The organism is Thermomonas sp. (assembly GCF_046293095.1).
Lineage (GTDB): Bacteria > Pseudomonadota > Gammaproteobacteria > Xanthomonadales > Xanthomonadaceae > Thermomonas.
On the sequence record NZ_JBKBPN010000001.1, the window covers coordinates 394,788 to 409,691 of the forward strand.

15 protein-coding genes and 1 pseudogene are annotated in these 14,904 nt (G+C 68.5%); 7 read left to right on the plus strand and 9 right to left on the minus strand.

Annotation, left to right across the window (positions count from 1 at the left end; translation table 11 throughout):
• Positions 1-29: 29 nt before the first annotated feature.
• Complete coding sequence (gene murJ, locus ACK4SG_RS01950) at positions 30-1,619, minus strand: murein biosynthesis integral membrane protein MurJ (protein ID WP_409599176.1); 1,590 nt, start codon at positions 1,617-1,619, stop codon at positions 30-32.
• Between the two features lie 191 nt (positions 1,620-1,810).
• On the opposite strand from murJ, the gene rpsT reads away from it, so the two are divergent.
• Positions 1,811-2,080, plus strand: a complete 270-nt coding sequence (gene rpsT / locus ACK4SG_RS01955) for a 30S ribosomal protein S20 (RefSeq protein WP_409599177.1) — start codon at positions 1,811-1,813, stop codon at positions 2,078-2,080.
• A 127-nt stretch (positions 2,081-2,207) separates the two neighbouring features.
• Here the strand turns inward: rpsT and obgE are convergent, their stop codons facing one another.
• The 3 genes from obgE to rplU all read right to left on the minus strand — a co-directional run bounded on the left by obgE (position 2,208) and on the right by rplU (position 3,993).
• The gene (gene obgE, locus ACK4SG_RS01960; RefSeq protein ID WP_409599178.1) at positions 2,208-3,272 is read right to left on the minus strand and encodes a GTPase ObgE; all 1,065 of its coding nucleotides are present in this window, start codon (positions 3,270-3,272) and stop codon (positions 2,208-2,210) included.
• Positions 3,273-3,402: 130 nt separating this feature from the next.
• Positions 3,403-3,663 (minus strand): 50S ribosomal protein L27, encoded by a 261-nt coding sequence (gene rpmA / locus ACK4SG_RS01965; protein WP_374555721.1) that lies wholly within the window; start codon positions 3,661-3,663, stop codon positions 3,403-3,405.
• A 12-nt stretch (positions 3,664-3,675) separates the two neighbouring features.
• Positions 3,676-3,993 carry a 50S ribosomal protein L21 gene (gene rplU / locus ACK4SG_RS01970; RefSeq protein ID WP_374555723.1) on the minus strand — a complete coding sequence of 106 codons (318 nt, stop codon included), beginning with the start codon at positions 3,991-3,993 and terminating at the stop codon, positions 3,676-3,678.
• 331 nt (positions 3,994-4,324) lie between these two features.
• On the opposite strand from rplU, the gene uvrA reads away from it, so the two are divergent.
• The 3 genes from uvrA to ACK4SG_RS01985 all read left to right on the plus strand — a co-directional run bounded on the left by uvrA (position 4,325) and on the right by ACK4SG_RS01985 (position 8,469).
• Positions 4,325-7,219 (plus strand): excinuclease ABC subunit UvrA, encoded by a 2,895-nt coding sequence (gene uvrA / locus ACK4SG_RS01975; RefSeq protein ID WP_409599179.1) that lies wholly within the window; start codon positions 4,325-4,327, stop codon positions 7,217-7,219.
• Entirely contained in the window at positions 7,216-7,644 is a 429-nt protein-coding gene (locus ACK4SG_RS01980; protein ID WP_409599180.1) for an acyl-CoA thioesterase, read from the plus strand. The genes uvrA and ACK4SG_RS01980 overlap by 4 nt, the downstream gene beginning before the upstream one ends.
• Before the next feature lie 66 nt (positions 7,645-7,710).
• Positions 7,711-8,469 carry an enoyl-CoA hydratase/isomerase family protein gene (locus ACK4SG_RS01985; RefSeq protein ID WP_409599181.1) on the plus strand — a complete coding sequence of 253 codons (759 nt, stop codon included), beginning with the start codon at positions 7,711-7,713 and terminating at the stop codon, positions 8,467-8,469.
• Between the two features lie 29 nt (positions 8,470-8,498).
• Here ACK4SG_RS01985 and arsC read toward each other — a convergent pair whose 3' ends face one another.
• The 4 genes and pseudogenes from arsC to ACK4SG_RS02005 all read right to left on the minus strand — a co-directional run bounded on the left by arsC (position 8,499) and on the right by ACK4SG_RS02005 (position 11,344).
• Positions 8,499-8,861: an arsenate reductase (glutaredoxin) gene (gene arsC, locus ACK4SG_RS01990; protein WP_409599182.1), complete on the minus strand. Its 363-nt coding sequence runs from the start codon at positions 8,859-8,861 to the stop codon at positions 8,499-8,501.
• Entirely contained in the window at positions 8,858-9,715 is an 858-nt protein-coding gene (locus ACK4SG_RS01995) for a sulfurtransferase (protein ID WP_409599183.1), read from the minus strand. Before ACK4SG_RS01995 ends, arsC begins: the two co-directional genes overlap by 4 nt.
• Positions 9,703-10,529 (minus strand): annotated as a pseudogene (locus tag ACK4SG_RS02000) (CoA pyrophosphatase). Before ACK4SG_RS02000 ends, ACK4SG_RS01995 begins: the two are co-directional and overlap by 13 nt.
• Before the next feature lie 89 nt (positions 10,530-10,618).
• Positions 10,619-11,344 carry an FKBP-type peptidyl-prolyl cis-trans isomerase N-terminal domain-containing protein gene (locus tag ACK4SG_RS02005; RefSeq protein WP_409599184.1) on the minus strand — a complete coding sequence of 242 codons (726 nt, stop codon included), beginning with the start codon at positions 11,342-11,344 and terminating at the stop codon, positions 10,619-10,621.
• A gap of 200 nt (positions 11,345-11,544) precedes the next feature.
• Here ACK4SG_RS02005 and ACK4SG_RS02010 point away from each other — a divergent pair, with 200 nt between their 5' ends.
• Genes ACK4SG_RS02010 through nth form a run of 3 tightly spaced genes read left to right on the plus strand, consistent with a single transcriptional unit; the run spans position 11,545 to position 13,416 of the window.
• Positions 11,545-12,327 (plus strand): enoyl-CoA hydratase/isomerase family protein, encoded by a 783-nt coding sequence (locus ACK4SG_RS02010; RefSeq protein WP_409599185.1) that lies wholly within the window; start codon positions 11,545-11,547, stop codon positions 12,325-12,327.
• 7 nt (positions 12,328-12,334) lie between these two features.
• Positions 12,335-12,730 carry a hypothetical protein gene (locus ACK4SG_RS02015; RefSeq protein ID WP_409599186.1) on the plus strand — a complete coding sequence of 132 codons (396 nt, stop codon included), beginning with the start codon at positions 12,335-12,337 and terminating at the stop codon, positions 12,728-12,730.
• Positions 12,727-13,416: an endonuclease III gene (nth, locus tag ACK4SG_RS02020; RefSeq protein ID WP_409599188.1), complete on the plus strand. Its 690-nt coding sequence runs from the start codon at positions 12,727-12,729 to the stop codon at positions 13,414-13,416. The genes ACK4SG_RS02015 and nth overlap by 4 nt, the downstream gene beginning before the upstream one ends.
• Positions 13,417-13,487: 71 nt before the next feature.
• Here the strand turns inward: nth and ACK4SG_RS02025 are convergent, their stop codons facing one another.
• Entirely contained in the window at positions 13,488-14,693 is a 1,206-nt protein-coding gene (locus ACK4SG_RS02025) for a porin (protein ID WP_409599190.1), read from the minus strand.
• Positions 14,694-14,904 lie beyond the last annotated feature (211 nt).

Here is a 14,904-nt window from a genome sequence, read left to right on the forward strand (position 1 = left end):
CGCGCCGGCCGGACCGCCCCGCCGGCGCCTCAATGCTCGCGGAAATCGCGCGGCCGGAACCCCAGCACCAGCAGCGCCAGCGCATAGGTCGCCGCGCCGCCGCCGACCAGCAGGCCCAGCCAGCCGATCCGGGCCCACTTGTCGGCCTGGGTGAACTCCGGCGCCAGGTGCAAGCCGGCCAGCACCGCGGCGGCCATCGCCGCGTTCGCCAGCAGCATCCGCAGCAGGAACCGCCCCCAGCCCGGCTGCAGGTCGAACACGTTCGCCTTGCGCAGCCAGCGCCACAGCAGCAGCAGGTTCAGGTAGCTGGACAGTGCGGACGCGATGCCCAGCGCGAAATGCAGGCCAGGCACCCGCGCCAGGGTGGCCATGACGCCCTCGGCCTTGGCCGCGTCCGGCACCCACAGCAGGTACAGCAGCGCCAGCAGGGCCACGTTGAAGACCATATTGGCCACCATCGCCACCAGCCCCGCGCGCACCGGCGTGCGGGTGTCCTGGCGGGCGTAGAACGCCGGCAACACGGTCTTGACCAGCGCAAACGCCGGCAGGCCGAAGCTCAGGCCGAACACCGACAGCGCGGTCATGCGCGCGGCGTCGGCGGTGAACTTGCCGTACTGGAAGATGGTGGACACCAGCGGCAGTGCCAGCAGCATCAGCCCCAGCATCGCCGGCAGGATGATCAGCAGCGTGGTGCGCAGCCCCCAATCCAGCGCCTTGGAGAAGCCGTCGCGGTCGGTATTGACGTGGTGGCGCGAGAGCGTCGGCAGGATCACCGTGCCCAGCGCGATGCCGAACACGCCCAGCGGGAACTCCAGGAAGCGGTCGGCGGTGGACAGCCAGCTCTGCGAGCCGTGCACCAGCATCGCCGCGATGAAGGTGTCGAACAGCAGATTGACCTGCGCCACCGAGGAGCCCAACAAGGTCGGCACCATCAGGCGTACGACCTTGCGCACGTCGGGATGCCGCCAGCCCCAGCGCGGCAGCGCCAGCAGGTCCAACCGGGCCAGCTGGGGCAGCTGGAACAGCAGTTGCAGCACACCAGCGGCCAGGATCGCCCAGCCCATCGCCAGGATCGGCGGATCGGTGAGCTTCGACCCCCACAGTGCGCCGGCGATCATGCACAGGTTGAGGATGATCGGGGTGAACGCCGGCCAGCCGAAACGCTGGAAGCTGTTCAGCGCGCCGGCCGCCAACGCGGTCAGGGAAACGAACAGCAGGAACGGGAACGTCAGCCGCAGCAGCGTGGTGATCAGCTGGTCCTGCCCCGGTGCCGGATCGGCCTGGGTGAAGGCGGTGGCCAGCTGCGGGGCGAACAGCATGCCCAGCGCCGTCACCAGCAGCAGCACCCCACCCAGGGTGCCGGCGGTGCGCGCCATCAGCGCCTTCAGATCGGCGTGATCGCGGGTTTCCTTGATTTCGGTGAAGACCGGAACGAAGGCGGTCGAGAACGAGCCCTCGGCGAACAGCCGGCGCATGAAATTGGGGATCCGGAACGCGACCCAGAACGCGTCGGTCATCCAGGTGGTGCCGAAGGTCGTGTTGAACACCTGGTCGCGGATCAGCCCGAACACCCGGCTCAGCATGGTCATGCCGCCGAACGACAGGACCCCGCGCGTCATGCTGCGCGGGCGCGCTCCGCCCCCCGCCGTACCGCCGCTCATGCCCGCTCCGTGGGCGCCGGGCGCCCTTTGTTGACCCAAGCCATTGAATCGTCCATAATTCTTGGTCTACCCGAATCCTTCGTTCGTGGGCCATTGTGCCAGCGGACGATCCCCGTAGCCAAAACCCAAGACTTCCCAGGATTTTCCCAGTGGCCAACATCAAGTCCGCCAAGAAGCGCGCCAAGCAGACCGTCGTGCGCAATGCCCGCAACGTCGCCCAGCGTTCGCAGCTGCGCACCGCCGTCAAGAAGGTGATCAAGGCGCTCGACGCCAACGATGCCGCCGGTGCCGCCGAAGCTTTCGCCGTTGCCCAGCCGCTGCTGGACCGCTTCGCCGCCCGCGGCCTGATCCACAAGAACAAGGCTGCCCGCCACAAGGCCCGGCTGACCGCCCGCATCAAGGCGCTCAAGGCCGCCTGACGCCCTGCGGCAGGATTCGGCAAAAAGCCCCGCTCCGGCGGGGCTTTTTGTTGGCGCGCCCCAACCGGACGCGCAGCGATCGGAAACGATTTGGCCTGCCCCGGGGACGCCCGGCCGCACGGCGCCGTTAGCCGCCGGCATCGGCCTCGGCCCTGGCCTCGAGCTCGTCCGCGCGCAGGCGGTCGAAGAAGGCCTGCACCGCCAGCATGATCGGCCAGGTGCCCTCGCGGCCCAGCGCCGAGACCAGGTACCAGGGCTGCGTCCAGCCAAGCTCGTTGACGATCTTCTCGGCCGCCTCGCGGGCCTCGTCCTCGAACATCAGGTCGGCCTTGTTGAGCACCAGCCAGCGGGGCTTTTCCAGCATGTCCGGGTCGTACTTGCGCAGCTCGCGCTCGATGGCGCGGACCTGCTCGACCGGTGACACCGCACTGCCCTCGTAGTCCATCGGGGCGATGTCCACCAGGTGCAGCAGCAGCCGCGTGCGCTGGACATGGCGCAGGAACAGGCTGCCAAGGCCGGCACCGTCGGCGGCGCCCTCGATCAGGCCCGGGATGTCGGCAATCACGAAGCTGCGGCCCGGTTCCACGCTGACCACGCCGAGGTTCGGATACAGCGTGGTGAACGGATAGTCCGCCACCTTCGGCGTCGCCGCCGACACCGCGCGGATGAAGGTGGACTTGCCGGCGTTCGGGAAGCCCAGCAGGCCCACGTCGGCCAGCAACTTCAGCTCCAGCCGCAGCGTGCGGGTCTCGCCCTCGCCGCCCGGCGTGGCCTTGCGCGGCGAGCGGTTGACCGAACTCTTGAAGTGCATGTTGCCAAGGCCGCCCTGCCCGCCTTTGGCCACCAGCAGGCGCTGGCCGTGGGTGGTCAGGTCGCCGATGATCTCGTCGGTGTCCACGTTGTGGACCACGGTGCCAACCGGCACGGTGATGACGGTATCCTCGCCGGCCTTGCCGTACATCTGCCGGCCCATGCCGTTTTCGCCGCGCTGGGCCTTGAACTTGGTCTGGTGGCGGAAATCGACCAGGGTGTTGAGGTTCTCGTCGGCCTGCAGCCAGACGTCGCCGCCGGCGCCGCCGTCGCCGCCATCCGGCCCGCCCAGCGGGATGAACTTCTCGCGGCGGAACCCGATGCAGCCGTTGCCGCCATTGCCGGCGGTGACCGTGATTTCAGCTTCGTCGACGAGTTTCATATGGGAACCAGGAGCGTGGAGGGGAGCTTATCGCGTTTGCCGGGCACCGCCCGCCGGGACGGCGGTACGGGGGCGGGCGGAAACGAAAAACCCCGCCGAAGCGGGGTTCTTCGCACGGCATCGGCGGCGCTTACTGCGCAGCGGCGATGCTGACCGTGCGGCGCTTCTTCGGGCCCTTGGTGGAGAACTCCACCGTGCCGTCGATCAGCGCGAACAGGGTGTGGTCGCGGCCCAGGCCCACACCGGTGCCCGGGTGGAACTGGGTGCCGCGCTGGCGGACGATGATGTTGCCGGCTTCAACGGCCTGGCCGCCATACAGCTTCACGCCCAGGTACTTCGGATTCGAGTCGCGGCCGTTGCGGGTCGAACCACCAGCCTTTTTGTGTGCCATGACTGCGTCTCCTTACTTGCTGCCACCGGCGATGCCGGTGATCTGGATTTCGGTGTAGTGCTGCCGGTGGCCCATCTGCTTGCGATGGTGCTTGCGGCGGCGGAACTTGACGATGCGCACCTTGTCGGCGCGGCCGTGGCCGACGACCTTCGCGGTGACGGCGGCACCCTTCAGCGCGTCGCCCAGCTTGATGCCGTCGGCGTCGCCCAGCATCAGGACATTGTCCAGGGTGATCTCGCTGCCGGCTTCGGCTTCGAGCTTCTCGACGCGGAGCGTTTCGCCCTGCATCACGCGGTATTGCTTACCGCCGGTGACCAGTACTGCGTACATGTTGGAGTCTCTCGGTTCTGTAGTTCTTCTGGGTGCCCGTCGCCGGATTTGCGCAGGGCCTGCCGCCATCGAGGGCGGACAGGAGCGGAATTGTAGCGGATTCAGCGGGTTAGGGTCAACCCGCCCACCGGACGGGCGGAATGCACTTCCTCCATGCGGCCCGCCCGACGGGTGGCCGCTGCATCCGGACGGCACCGACGCCCGTCTCATCCCGGGCGACGCCCGCCAGCGAAACTGGCAATCCCGCGATTTGCCCCCAAATCGCCCCCTCGCTACGCTTCCCGATTGGCCTGCGCCCGGCGCCGGCCTCCCCCACCCGCAGGACATCCCGATGGCCCTGGACTACATCCGCATCCGCGGCGCACGGACGCACAACCTCAAGAACATCGATCTCGACCTGCCGCGCGACAAGCTGATCGTGATCACCGGCCTGTCCGGCTCGGGCAAGTCGTCGCTGGCGTTCGACACCATCTACGCCGAAGGCCAGCGCCGCTACGTGGAATCGCTGTCTGCCTACGCCCGGCAGTTCCTCAGCGTGATGGACAAGCCCGACCTCGACCACATCGAAGGCCTGTCGCCGGCCATTTCCATCGAGCAGAAATCGACCAGCCACAACCCGCGCTCCACGGTCGGCACCATCACCGAAATCCACGACTACATGCGCCTGCTGTACGCGCGCGTGGGCAGCCCGCGCTGCCCGGACCACCACTTCCCGCTGGAGGCGCAGACCGTCAGCCAGATGGTGGACCAGGTGCTGGCGATGGAGGCCGATCCGGCACTGGCCGGCCAGCGCTGGATGCTGCTGGCCCCGGTGGTGCGCGAGCGCAAGGGCGAGCACCAGCAGGTGTTCGACCAGCTGCGCGCGCAGGGCTACGTGCGGGTGCGGGTGGACGGCGTGCTGCACGAGATCGACGCGGTGCCGCCGCTGGGCCTGCGCCAGAAGCACACCATCGAGGCGGTGATCGACCGCTTCAAGCCGCGGTCCGACCTCCGCCAGCGGCTGGCGGAGTCGTTCGAGACCGCGCTGAAGCTGGGCGACGGCATGGCCATCGTGCAGTCGATGGACGAGGCCGAGCGCGCCCCGCTGCTGTTCTCCTCGCGCTATTCCTGCCCGGTCTGCGACTACTCGCTGCCGGAGCTCGAGCCGCGGCTGTTCTCGTTCAACTCACCGGTCGGCGCCTGCCCGGGCTGCGACGGCCTGGGCGTGGCGCAGTTCTTCGATCCGGCCAAGGTGGTGGCGCATCCCGAGCTGTCGCTGGCCGCCGGCGCGATGCGCGGCTGGGACCGTCGCAACGCCTATTACTTCTCGATGATCGCGTCGCTGGCCAAGCACTACAGGTTCGACGTGGACACGCCGTGGCAGCAGCTGCCCGAGCGGATCCGCAACATCGTCCTGCACGGCAGCGGTGACGACGTGATCCAGCTCACCTACGTCAGCGAGAACGGCAGCAAGTACCAGCGCAAGCATGCTTTCGAGGGCATCCTGCCGAACTTGGAGCGCCGCTACCGCGAGACCGAGAGCGCGGCGGTACGCGAGGAGTTGTCGAAATACATCAGCGAGCGCCCCTGCCCCGAGTGCGGCGGCGCCCGCCTGAACCGGCAGGCCCGCAATGTGTTCGTGGCCGACCGGCCGCTGCACGAGATCGCGGTGCTGCCGATCGACGCCTGCCTGGCGTTCTTCGACGGCCTGTCCCTGCCCGGCTGGCGTGGCGAGATCGCCACCAAGATCGTCAAGGAGATCCGCGAGCGGCTGGGCTTTCTGGTGGACGTCGGCCTCGATTACCTCACCCTGGAGCGCAAGGCCGATTCGTTGTCCGGCGGCGAAGCGCAGCGCATCCGCCTGGCCAGCCAGATCGGCGCCGGCCTGGTCGGCGTGATGTATGTACTGGACGAGCCGTCGATCGGCCTGCACCAGCGTGACAACGAGCGCCTGCTGGCTACCCTGACCCGCCTGCGCGACCTGGGCAATACCGTGATCGTGGTCGAGCACGACGAGGACGCGATCCGGCTGGCCGATCACATCGTGGACATCGGCCCCGGCGCCGGTGTGCACGGCGGCGAGGTGGTGGCCGAGGGCACGCTGGATGACGTGCTGAAGGCGCCGCGCTCGCTCACCGGCCAGTATCTGTCCGGCAAGCGGCGCATCGAGGTCCCGTCCCAGCGCCACGCGCCCAACCGCAAGATGCTGCTGAAGCTGAAGGGCGCCAGCGGCAACAACCTGAAGGACGTGGATCTGGAGATTCCTTCCGGGCTGTTCACCTGCATCACCGGCGTGTCCGGCTCGGGCAAATCCACCCTGATCAACGACACCCTGTTCGCGCTGGCCGCCAACGAGATCAACGGCGCCTCGCATACACCGGCGCCCTGCAAGGACGTCGTCGGACTGGACCTGTTCGACAAGGTGGTGGATATCGACCAGTCGCCGATCGGCCGCACCCCGCGCTCCAATCCGGCGACCTACACCGGCCTGTTCACCCCGCTGCGCGAACTGTTCGCGCAGGTGCCGGAGGCGCGCGCGCGCGGCTATTCGCCAGGCCGCTTCAGTTTCAACGTGCGCGGCGGCCGCTGCGAGGCCTGCCAGGGCGATGGCCTGATCAAGGTGGAGATGCACTTCCTGCCCGACGTGTACGTTCCCTGCGACGTCTGCCAGGGCAAGCGCTACAACCGCGAGACGCTGGAGATCCGCTACAAGGGCTACAACATCCACGACGTGCTGGAAATGACCGTGGAGGACGCGCTGGAGCTGTTCCAGCCGGTGCCCAGCATCGCCCGCAAGCTGGAAACACTGATGGACGTGGGCCTGAGCTACATCAAGCTGGGCCAGAGCGCGACCACGCTGTCCGGCGGCGAGGCGCAGCGCGTGAAGCTGTCCAAGGAGCTGTCCCGCCGCGATACCGGCCGCACCCTGTACATCCTCGACGAGCCCACCACCGGGCTGCACTTCCACGATATCGAGGCGCTGCTGGGCGTGCTGCACAAGCTGCGCGACGACGGCAACACGGTGGTGGTGATCGAGCACAACCTCGACGTGATCAAGACCGCCGACTGGGTGGTGGACCTCGGCCCCGAGGGCGGCCACCGCGGCGGCCAGATCATCGCAGTCGGCACGCCCGAGCAGATCGCCGCCCATCCGGCCTCGCACACAGGCCGGTTCCTTGCGCCATTGCTCGAAAAACATCCGGCACGCTCGGCGCCCACGCCCCGCAGGAAAAAGGCCACCGCATGACCCCGACCACGCCCCCCACCGTGTTCCGCGCGCCCATCCCGCTGCGCTGGAGCGACCTGGACGCCTTCAACCACGTGAACAACGCGCGCTACCTGACCTTCCTGGAGCAGGCGCGCATCGAGTGGTTCGAGACGATCGACGAGCCCTGGATGACCGAGGAGGCCGCGCCGGTGGTGGCCTCGGCCACGCTGAACTTCAAGCGCCCGATCGAGTACCCGGCAAACGTCTTCGTCGAGCTTTTCACGGAGAAACTGGGCACCAGCAGCGTGGTGATTGGCCATCGCATCGTGGCCGCCGACGGCACCTTGCACTGCGACGGCCAGGTGGTAGTGGTCTGGATCGGGCGCCGGGACGGGCGGCCGACGCCATTGCCCGACTGCGTGCGCCGCGCCTCCGAGCGGCTGCTCGCCGCACCCACGGCCTGAACCGCCCCTCCCGTGGCCCGCGCCATGGCGGGCCTATGATGCTTCATCCCACACCGGATACTGCGCATGTCCCTAATCCAGACCACCGTCCACGGCACGATCCACGAGCTGCGCCTGGCGCGACCGCCGGTCAACGCGCTGAACCCCGCGCTGTGCGCCGACCTCGTGCAGGCCCTGCGTGAGGCGCTCGCGCTCGGCGCGCGCGGCATCGTGCTGGCAGGCGGGCCTAAGGTGTTCTCCGCCGGCCTCGATGTGCCCTACCTGCTGTCGCTGGGTGACGACCGGGACGCCCTGCTGCAGGCATGGACGGCGTTCTTCGAGGCCGCACGCGCACTCGCCGCCTGCCCCGTGCCCGTGGTCGCGGCCATGGCGGGGCACGCCCCGGCCGGCGGCTGCGTGCTGGCACTGTGCTGCGACTACCGCATCCTGGCCGACGGGCCGTACCGGATCGGGCTTAACGAGACCCAGGTCGGCCTGGTGGCCCCGGACGGCATCCAGGCCCTGCTGGCCCGCGTGGTGGGCCCGCACCGTTCAGAGCGGTTGCTGGTGGCCGGCGCGATGCCGGACGCCGCCGAAGCCCTGCGGATCGGGTTGGTGGACGAGCTGGTCCACATCGACGAAGTGGCGGTCCGCGCGCGCGCCTGGCTGGAGGAATTGCTCCAGCTGCCGCACATGCCGATGTTGGACACCCGCGCCATCGCCCGCCGCGACGTCATCGCCGCACTGGCGGACGAGCGTATCGACCTGCCCCGCTTCGTCGCCCAGTGGTCGCATCCGGACACCCAGGCGGCGCTGCGCGCGATGCTGGCCAGGATCGGAAAGTAGGGACACGGCCGGCACGGCAGGACGCCCGGCTACAGCAGCTCCAGCACCGTTTCCGGCGGCCGGCACAGTCGCACGCCCTTGGGCGTGAACACGAACGGCCGGTTGATCAGGATCGGCGCCGCCACCATCGCCTCCAGCAGCGCATCATCGGGCAGGGCCGGATCGGCGAGTTCACGGGCGGCGAACTCCGGTTCCTTGCTGCGGATGGCCTCGCGCACCGTCAGGCCCGCGTCGGCGATGGCCTGACGCAGCCGCGCCACGCTGGGCGGGTGGGCCACGTAGTCCACGACCACCGGCGTGATGCCGGCCTCGCGCAGCAGCTGAAGCGCCCCGCGGGAATGGCTGCAGCTTGGGCGGTGCCAGATCTCGACCTGCCCCGCGCGCATGTTCATGCGCCGGTCGCCACCGGCCTGCGGGGGTCGGCCAGCCAGCCGCTCCACGATCCGGTGAACAGCTTGGCACCGCGCAGGCCCGCGCGTTCCATCGCCAGGATGTTGTGGCAGGCAGTCACGCCGGAACCGCACATCATCACGACGTCCGAAGGATCGCGCCCGGCCAGCAGCGCGCGGTATTCGTCGGCCAACTGCATGGGCGCCTTGAAACGGCCCTCGGTCAGGTTCTGCGTGTACGGGCGGTTGATCGCGCCGGGCACGTGCCCCGCCACGCGGTCCAGCGGCTCTTCCTCGCCGCGGAAGCGGGCCGCGGCGCGGGCGTCCACCAGCATGCCGCCATTGGCCAGGTGCGCCTCGACGGCCGCCGCGTCGAGCAGGCGCGAGCCGTCGAAGGTGGCCACGTAGCGCTGACTGGCCGGCGGGCGGGTCAGAGTCGAAACCGGCAGTCCTAGCGATGTCCAGCGCGACCAGCCGCCGTCCAGCACCGCCACCTTCTCGTGGCCCAGGGTACGCAGCAGAAACCACAGGCGGGCGGCGTAGGCGCCATCGCGGTCATCATAGGCCACCACCTGCGAGGAGGGCGTAATGCCCCAGCCGGTCAGCTTGGCGCAGAACGTAGCGGCATCTGGCCACGGGTGGCGACCCGCGCCATGCCGCGTCATATCCGAGAGGTCGCGTTCCAGATGGGCATACGCTGCGCCCGGCAGGTGGCCCTGGCGCCAGGCCTGTTCGCCCAGCACTGGGTCTTGCAGCGAAAAGCGGCAGTCCACGATGGCAAGGTCGGGACGCCCCAGCGCCACCGACAGGACATCCGCCTGCACCAAGGTCGTCCATCCGGCCATCACACCCTCCATTGGTCCGTGCCCGCCAGCCGTTCACGCAGGTTGTACAGGATCGAGGCGGTCGCGCCCCAGATCCGCTGCGGCTGGTAGCGGTATTGGAACACGTGACGCGTGCGTCCGCCCAACTGCAGCGCAACCGTCTCCAGCTGGCCGGGGTCCATCAGCAGGTCCAGCGGCACTTCGAAGACCTCCGCCACCTCGCCGGGCTCCGGCTCCGGGTGGAACGCCGGATCCACCAGCACCACCGTGGGCAAGACGCGGAAACCGGTGATGGTCAGCAGGGGATCCAGATAGCCGAGTGGACGCGCCTGCTGGGCCTGCAGGCCGACTTCCTCGCGCGCCTCGCGCAGGGCCGCCGCGGCGGGGCTTGGATCCTCCGGTTCAATCCGCCCGCCCGGAAAACTGACCTGCCCTGCATGGTGACGCAGACCCTGGGTACGCCGGGTCAACAGGACGCCCGGCCCGGCGGGACGAGGAATCACGCCCACCAGCACGGCGGCAGGACATGGCGAGGCAATGGGCACCACGCCGTCCAGATCAACCAGATTCCAAGGCGCGCTGGCCGGCGGCGCCTCCAGCGGATGCAGGGCCGCACGCAGGCGATCAGCCAGCCGCTCTGGCCCCATCAGCCGCCCGTCCCGCCCGGCGCACGCGCAGGTAGAACGACGTCCATCAAGTGCAGACGGGTGGCATCGTCCAGCACCGACCAGGCAGCGATTTCCTGGCCCGTCCGATGGCAACCTTCGCACAGGCCGCGTTCATCAAGGCTGCAAATGCCGATGCAGGGGCTGAGCACAGCGCGGAATGGATCACTCATAGGCCGCATGGTAACGCCCTCAAACGCGATGCGCCGGCACGGGGCCGGCGCATCGGGGCTTGCTGCGGATTATCGCGCCGGGGCGCGATGCGCCGGTTTTACTTGACCACGCCCAGCTCGATCTGCAGGGCCACGGCCTGCTGCGCGAACTGCTGGTTCTGTCCACCGCCCAGACCCTTGCCGGGCGGGATCACCACTTCCCACACCGCGCCCTGCTGCATCAACGGCAGGGTTTCCTTCAGCGCCGGGATCGGCGCATCGGCCACCTTGAACGGCGGCGGGGTCTGCACGCCACTGAGCGGTACGCCCACGGCGGCCAGGAAGCTGCGGAACGCGATCTGCACCTCGCTGTTGGCAGTCGGCTTGGCGCCGGTGCCGGCCTTGGCGACACGGTACATGATGCCGCTGGGCAAAGTGATCACGCCCTGCTGCGCCTTGAACTTGTTGACGAAGTCCGCCGACTGCGCCTGGTTGTCGGCCAGCGCTTTGCGGAAGGCTTCCTGGGCCTTGATCTCCATCCGCTGCTGGAACCCCGAGTAAGCCGCACCCAGCTGCTGCTCGGTGTAGGCCGGCTGCTTCTTGGCGAACGCATCCTGCAGGCCGCGCACCACGGTGGCGATATCGATCGGTTCGCCGGTGTTGGCCAGTTCCTGGCCAAGCTGCCAACCGAAGGCGTAGCTGGCATGGGTCTTGTCCACCACCGGCGGCGCCGCTGGCGCAGCTGCCGGCGCCGCCGGAGCGGCTGCAGGCTTGGTCTGGGCCGAGGCGATGCCGGCAGTCAGGGTCAGGGCCGCCACACTGGCAGCAATCGCACGAAACTTCATCCACAACCTCATCTGTCGAAGCAGCTGCCAAGGCAAGCTGCAGGAAATCCGGCACCCGCCGGAGGGTTCGTCAACGCCAGCCGGAACACTCCGGCGCGACGCGTTAGGATACTGACACCGGCACGACACGGCTACCGGTGCCCTTCTGCGACAGCCGGCAGCGGCTCAAGTTCCCGCCTTCCCCACCTCTTACCGCCCCCATGACCGATACCCTGCTCCTGATCGACACCGCCGACGGCGTGCGCACTCTCCGCATCAACCGTCCCGACAAGCTGAACGCGCTGAACGCGGCGACCCTGGACGCCCTGGACGCTGCATTCGCCGATGCCGCCCGCGACGACGCTGTGCGGGTGGTGGTGCTGACCGGCGCTGGCCCCAAGGCCTTTGTCGCTGGCGCTGACATCGCGGAGATGAATACCCTGTCACCCGTGCAGGGCCGCGACTTCTCGCTGCGCGGCACCCGCATGATGCGGCGTATCGAAAAGCTGCCCAAGCCGGTCATCGCCATGATCAACGGCTTCGCCCTGGGCGGCGGCCTGGAACTGGCGATGAGCTGCCACCTGCGCATCGCCGCCGACACCGCCAAGGTCGGCCAGCCGGAAATCAACCTCGGCCTGATCCCCGGCTTTGGCGGCAGCCAGCGCCTGCTGCGCCTGTGCGGCCGCGCCGCCACCCTGGAGCTGTGCCTCACCGGTGCGCCGGTCAGCGCCGAGCGCGCCCTGCAGCTGGGCATCATCAACCGCGTGGTGCCCGCCGCAGAGCTGGAGACGGAGACCCTGAAGCTGGCCGCACAACTGGCCAACGCCGCGCCACTGGCACTGCGCGGCATGCTGGACTGCGTGAACATCGGCGGCGAATGCGGGATCGAGGAAGGCCTCGAGTACGAATCCGCGCAATTCGGGCTGATGTTTGCCACCGAGGACATGCGCGAGGGCACCACCGCCTTCCTCGAGAAGCGCAAGCCGGCCTTTGCCGGCCGCTGAGCTGGCGATGGGCGCGCCCTGCCCCCGCTGCGGCTGCACCGCCACGGATGCCGTTGGCGCGCACGCACTGACGGCCGCACTGCTGGCCGACGATCTGGCCCAGGCACTGGCCGATGGCCTGCTGGATGCCTGCCCATGCCCCGGCTGCGCACCGGCCTGCAATGGCGCGCTGCTGGAGGCTCGCGATGCGCGTCGCTTCGCGCTGGCCGCGCGCGCGCGCCATCGCGCCCGCGCTCTGCGGCTGGCGCGGCTCCAGGCCGAACGCGAGGCCGCACGTCGCTCGGCGCCGGCGCCCATGCCCGCGGCTGCGCCGGTCGCATCGCAAACACCCCCCGCATTGCCCTCCGCCGCCGCGGATGCACTGGCGCGCGCACTGGCGAAAGCAAAGGCGCGCCACGCATGACCGCGCCGCGCAAGCCGCGCGCCGCGCGCGGCAGCAAACTGACGCCCGACGAGATCGTCGCGCTGTTCACCCGCCTGCGCGACGCCAATCCGCAGCCCACCACCGAGCTCGAGTACACCACGCCGTTCGAGCTGCTGGTGGCGGTGGTGCTGTCCGCGCAGGCCACCGACGTCGGCGTCAATAAAGCCACCCGGAGACTGTTCCCGGTCGCCAACACGCCCGCTGCCCTCCTGGCGCTGGGCGAGGACGGCCTGAAGGGCTACATCAACACGATCGGCCTCTACAACGCCAAGGCAGCCAACGTCATCGCGCTGTGCCGGCTGCTGCTGGAGCGCCACGACGGCGAGGTGCCGCGCACCCGCGAGGCGCTGGAGGCGCTGCCCGGCGTCGGCCGCAAGACCGCCAACGTGGTGCTGAATACCGCCTTCGGCGAACCGACCATTGCGGTGGACACGCACATCTTCCGCGTCGCCAACCGCACCGGTCTTGCCCCGGGCAAGACCGTGCGCGCGGTGGAGGACAAGCTGGTCAGGCTGGTGCCCGCCGAGTTCGCCCGCGACGCCCACCACTGGCTGATCCTGCATGGCCGCTACGTCTGCAAGGCGCGCAAGCCGGACTGCCTGCACTGCCCGATCCACGACCTGTGCCGCTGGCCCGGGAAGGGCCCGTCGAGCTGGGCCAACTGAACCTCTGCAACGAAAAAAGCGGCGGACCGAAGTCCGCCGCCCCTGCCACTTCGTCTGGCTGCTTCCTGGGATCAGAAGCGGAACTCGCCCCACACGCCGAACTCGTCGGTCTTGAGGTCCTTGCTGCGCGCGTCGTTGCGCTGGTCGGTGTGCTTGTACACCGTCGCAATCTTCACGCCCGGGGCGATCGGGAACTCGACGCCCAGGTTGTAGTAGGTGTCCTGCAGGCTGGGATCCAGCGTCTTGCTGATGTCGCTGCGGTCGTAGCGGCCGAACACCGTCACGCCCTTCTCGTTCAGGCCCATGCTGCCCCACAGCGACCAGCCGGTGGCCTTGTCAGTGGCAACGGTCAGCACGTTGTTCCAGTTCTTGGCCTGGAAGTACTCCACGCCGAAGCGGGTGTTGCCGGAGGCATACGCCGCCAGGAAGTCCATGCGGTTGGCAGTGTGCTGCGCGTTGACCGTCTGCTTCTCCTTGCCCAGCGTGCCGGAGTAGGCGCCGATGGCCAGCACGGTCTTGTCGGTCGGGGCGAAGCTCAGGCGGCCCTCGAAGTCCAGGCCCTTGCTGCGGCTGGGGTTCTTGTAGCCATTGCCGTTGAGCGCGGCGACGGCATATTCCATCGAGCCGTCGGCCACCTTGCCGCCGGCGTGCAGGCCCCAGTCGGCCGAGGTGCCGAACTTCAGGCGGTCGATCAGGGTGTTCTCGATGTAGCGCATGCCGTAGTAGTTCTCGGCGAACGGCACCCACGGCAGGTCGGCGGCACCGGCGCGCAGCACGAAGGCATCGCTGAGCTTGTACTGCACGTAGGCCTTCTTCAGGTACACCTCGGTGGAGGAAATGGCCGAGGAATACTGGAAGTCGGTGGTCAGGTTCATCGACCACTGGTCGTTGAACTTGTGGTCCACGCCCAGATAGAAGCGCTTGATGTCGAAGGCGAAGCCCGACTTGTCGGTCTTCACGCCGCGGTTCTTGTCGTCGATGTTGGTCAGGTCGTAGTACAGGCGGCCGCTGATCTTGGTGTCGTTGACCAGCTTGGCCAGCTTGTCGACCTTGCCCTTGGTGGCGTCGGCATCTTCGAGCGCCTTGGCCTGGGTGATGTTGACGTCCGACTGCGCGTCGGCACGTTCTTCGAGGCTTTCGATCTGCGCCTGCAGGGCGGCGATCTGCGCCTTCAGTTCGGCGATGTCCTGAGCGCTCGGTGCGCTCTGCGCAGCAGCATTGAAACTGGTGCTGGCGAGAGCCACGACGATGGCGGCGGCCAGATGGGTGGGACGCATGGTGAACTCCGTATGTGGTCGAAAAGCGGCGGATATGTCGGGAATGTGCACATGAGCAGGCGACCCAGCCGATGCCCATGCCGGGGAGCTATTTCAATCCGTGTTCATTGCAGGTTTATGTCGGGATCACGTTTTTTTCACGCCTGCGCCTCGCCGGCCACGGCAGCGGTGTCATTTTTGTGTCACACCAGGGACGCACATCCGTCATTCG

What these genes read in the sequence shown, in the direction of transcription:
- murJ (WP_409599176.1), bottom strand. Translation starts at nt 1,619, where the DNA reads ATGACGCGCGGGGTCCTGTCGTTCGGCGGCATGACCATGCTGAGCCGG.
- ACK4SG_RS01995 (WP_409599183.1), bottom strand. Translation starts at nt 9,715, where the DNA reads ATGGAGGGTGTGATGGCCGGATGGACGACCTTGGTGCAGGCGGATGTC.
- ACK4SG_RS02010 (WP_409599185.1), top strand. Translation starts at nt 11,545, where the DNA reads ATGACCGATACCCTGCTCCTGATCGACACCGCCGACGGCGTGCGCACT.
- ACK4SG_RS02005 (WP_409599184.1), bottom strand. Translation starts at nt 11,344, where the DNA reads ATGAAGTTTCGTGCGATTGCTGCCAGTGTGGCGGCCCTGACCCTGACT.
- rpmA (WP_374555721.1), bottom strand. Translation starts at nt 3,663, where the DNA reads ATGGCACACAAAAAGGCTGGTGGTTCGACCCGCAACGGCCGCGACTCG.
- ACK4SG_RS01980 (WP_409599180.1), top strand. Translation starts at nt 7,216, where the DNA reads ATGACCCCGACCACGCCCCCCACCGTGTTCCGCGCGCCCATCCCGCTG.
- rplU (WP_374555723.1), bottom strand. Translation starts at nt 3,993, where the DNA reads ATGTACGCAGTACTGGTCACCGGCGGTAAGCAATACCGCGTGATGCAG.
- ACK4SG_RS02025 (WP_409599190.1), bottom strand. Translation starts at nt 14,693, where the DNA reads ATGCGTCCCACCCATCTGGCCGCCGCCATCGTCGTGGCTCTCGCCAGC.
- arsC (WP_409599182.1), bottom strand. Translation starts at nt 8,861, where the DNA reads ATGAACATGCGCGCGGGGCAGGTCGAGATCTGGCACCGCCCAAGCTGC.
- uvrA (WP_409599179.1), top strand. Translation starts at nt 4,325, where the DNA reads ATGGCCCTGGACTACATCCGCATCCGCGGCGCACGGACGCACAACCTC.
- obgE (WP_409599178.1), bottom strand. Translation starts at nt 3,272, where the DNA reads ATGAAACTCGTCGACGAAGCTGAAATCACGGTCACCGCCGGCAATGGC.
- ACK4SG_RS01985 (WP_409599181.1), top strand. Translation starts at nt 7,711, where the DNA reads ATGTCCCTAATCCAGACCACCGTCCACGGCACGATCCACGAGCTGCGC.
- nth (WP_409599188.1), top strand. Translation starts at nt 12,727, where the DNA reads ATGACCGCGCCGCGCAAGCCGCGCGCCGCGCGCGGCAGCAAACTGACG.
- ACK4SG_RS02015 (WP_409599186.1), top strand. Translation starts at nt 12,335, where the DNA reads ATGGGCGCGCCCTGCCCCCGCTGCGGCTGCACCGCCACGGATGCCGTT.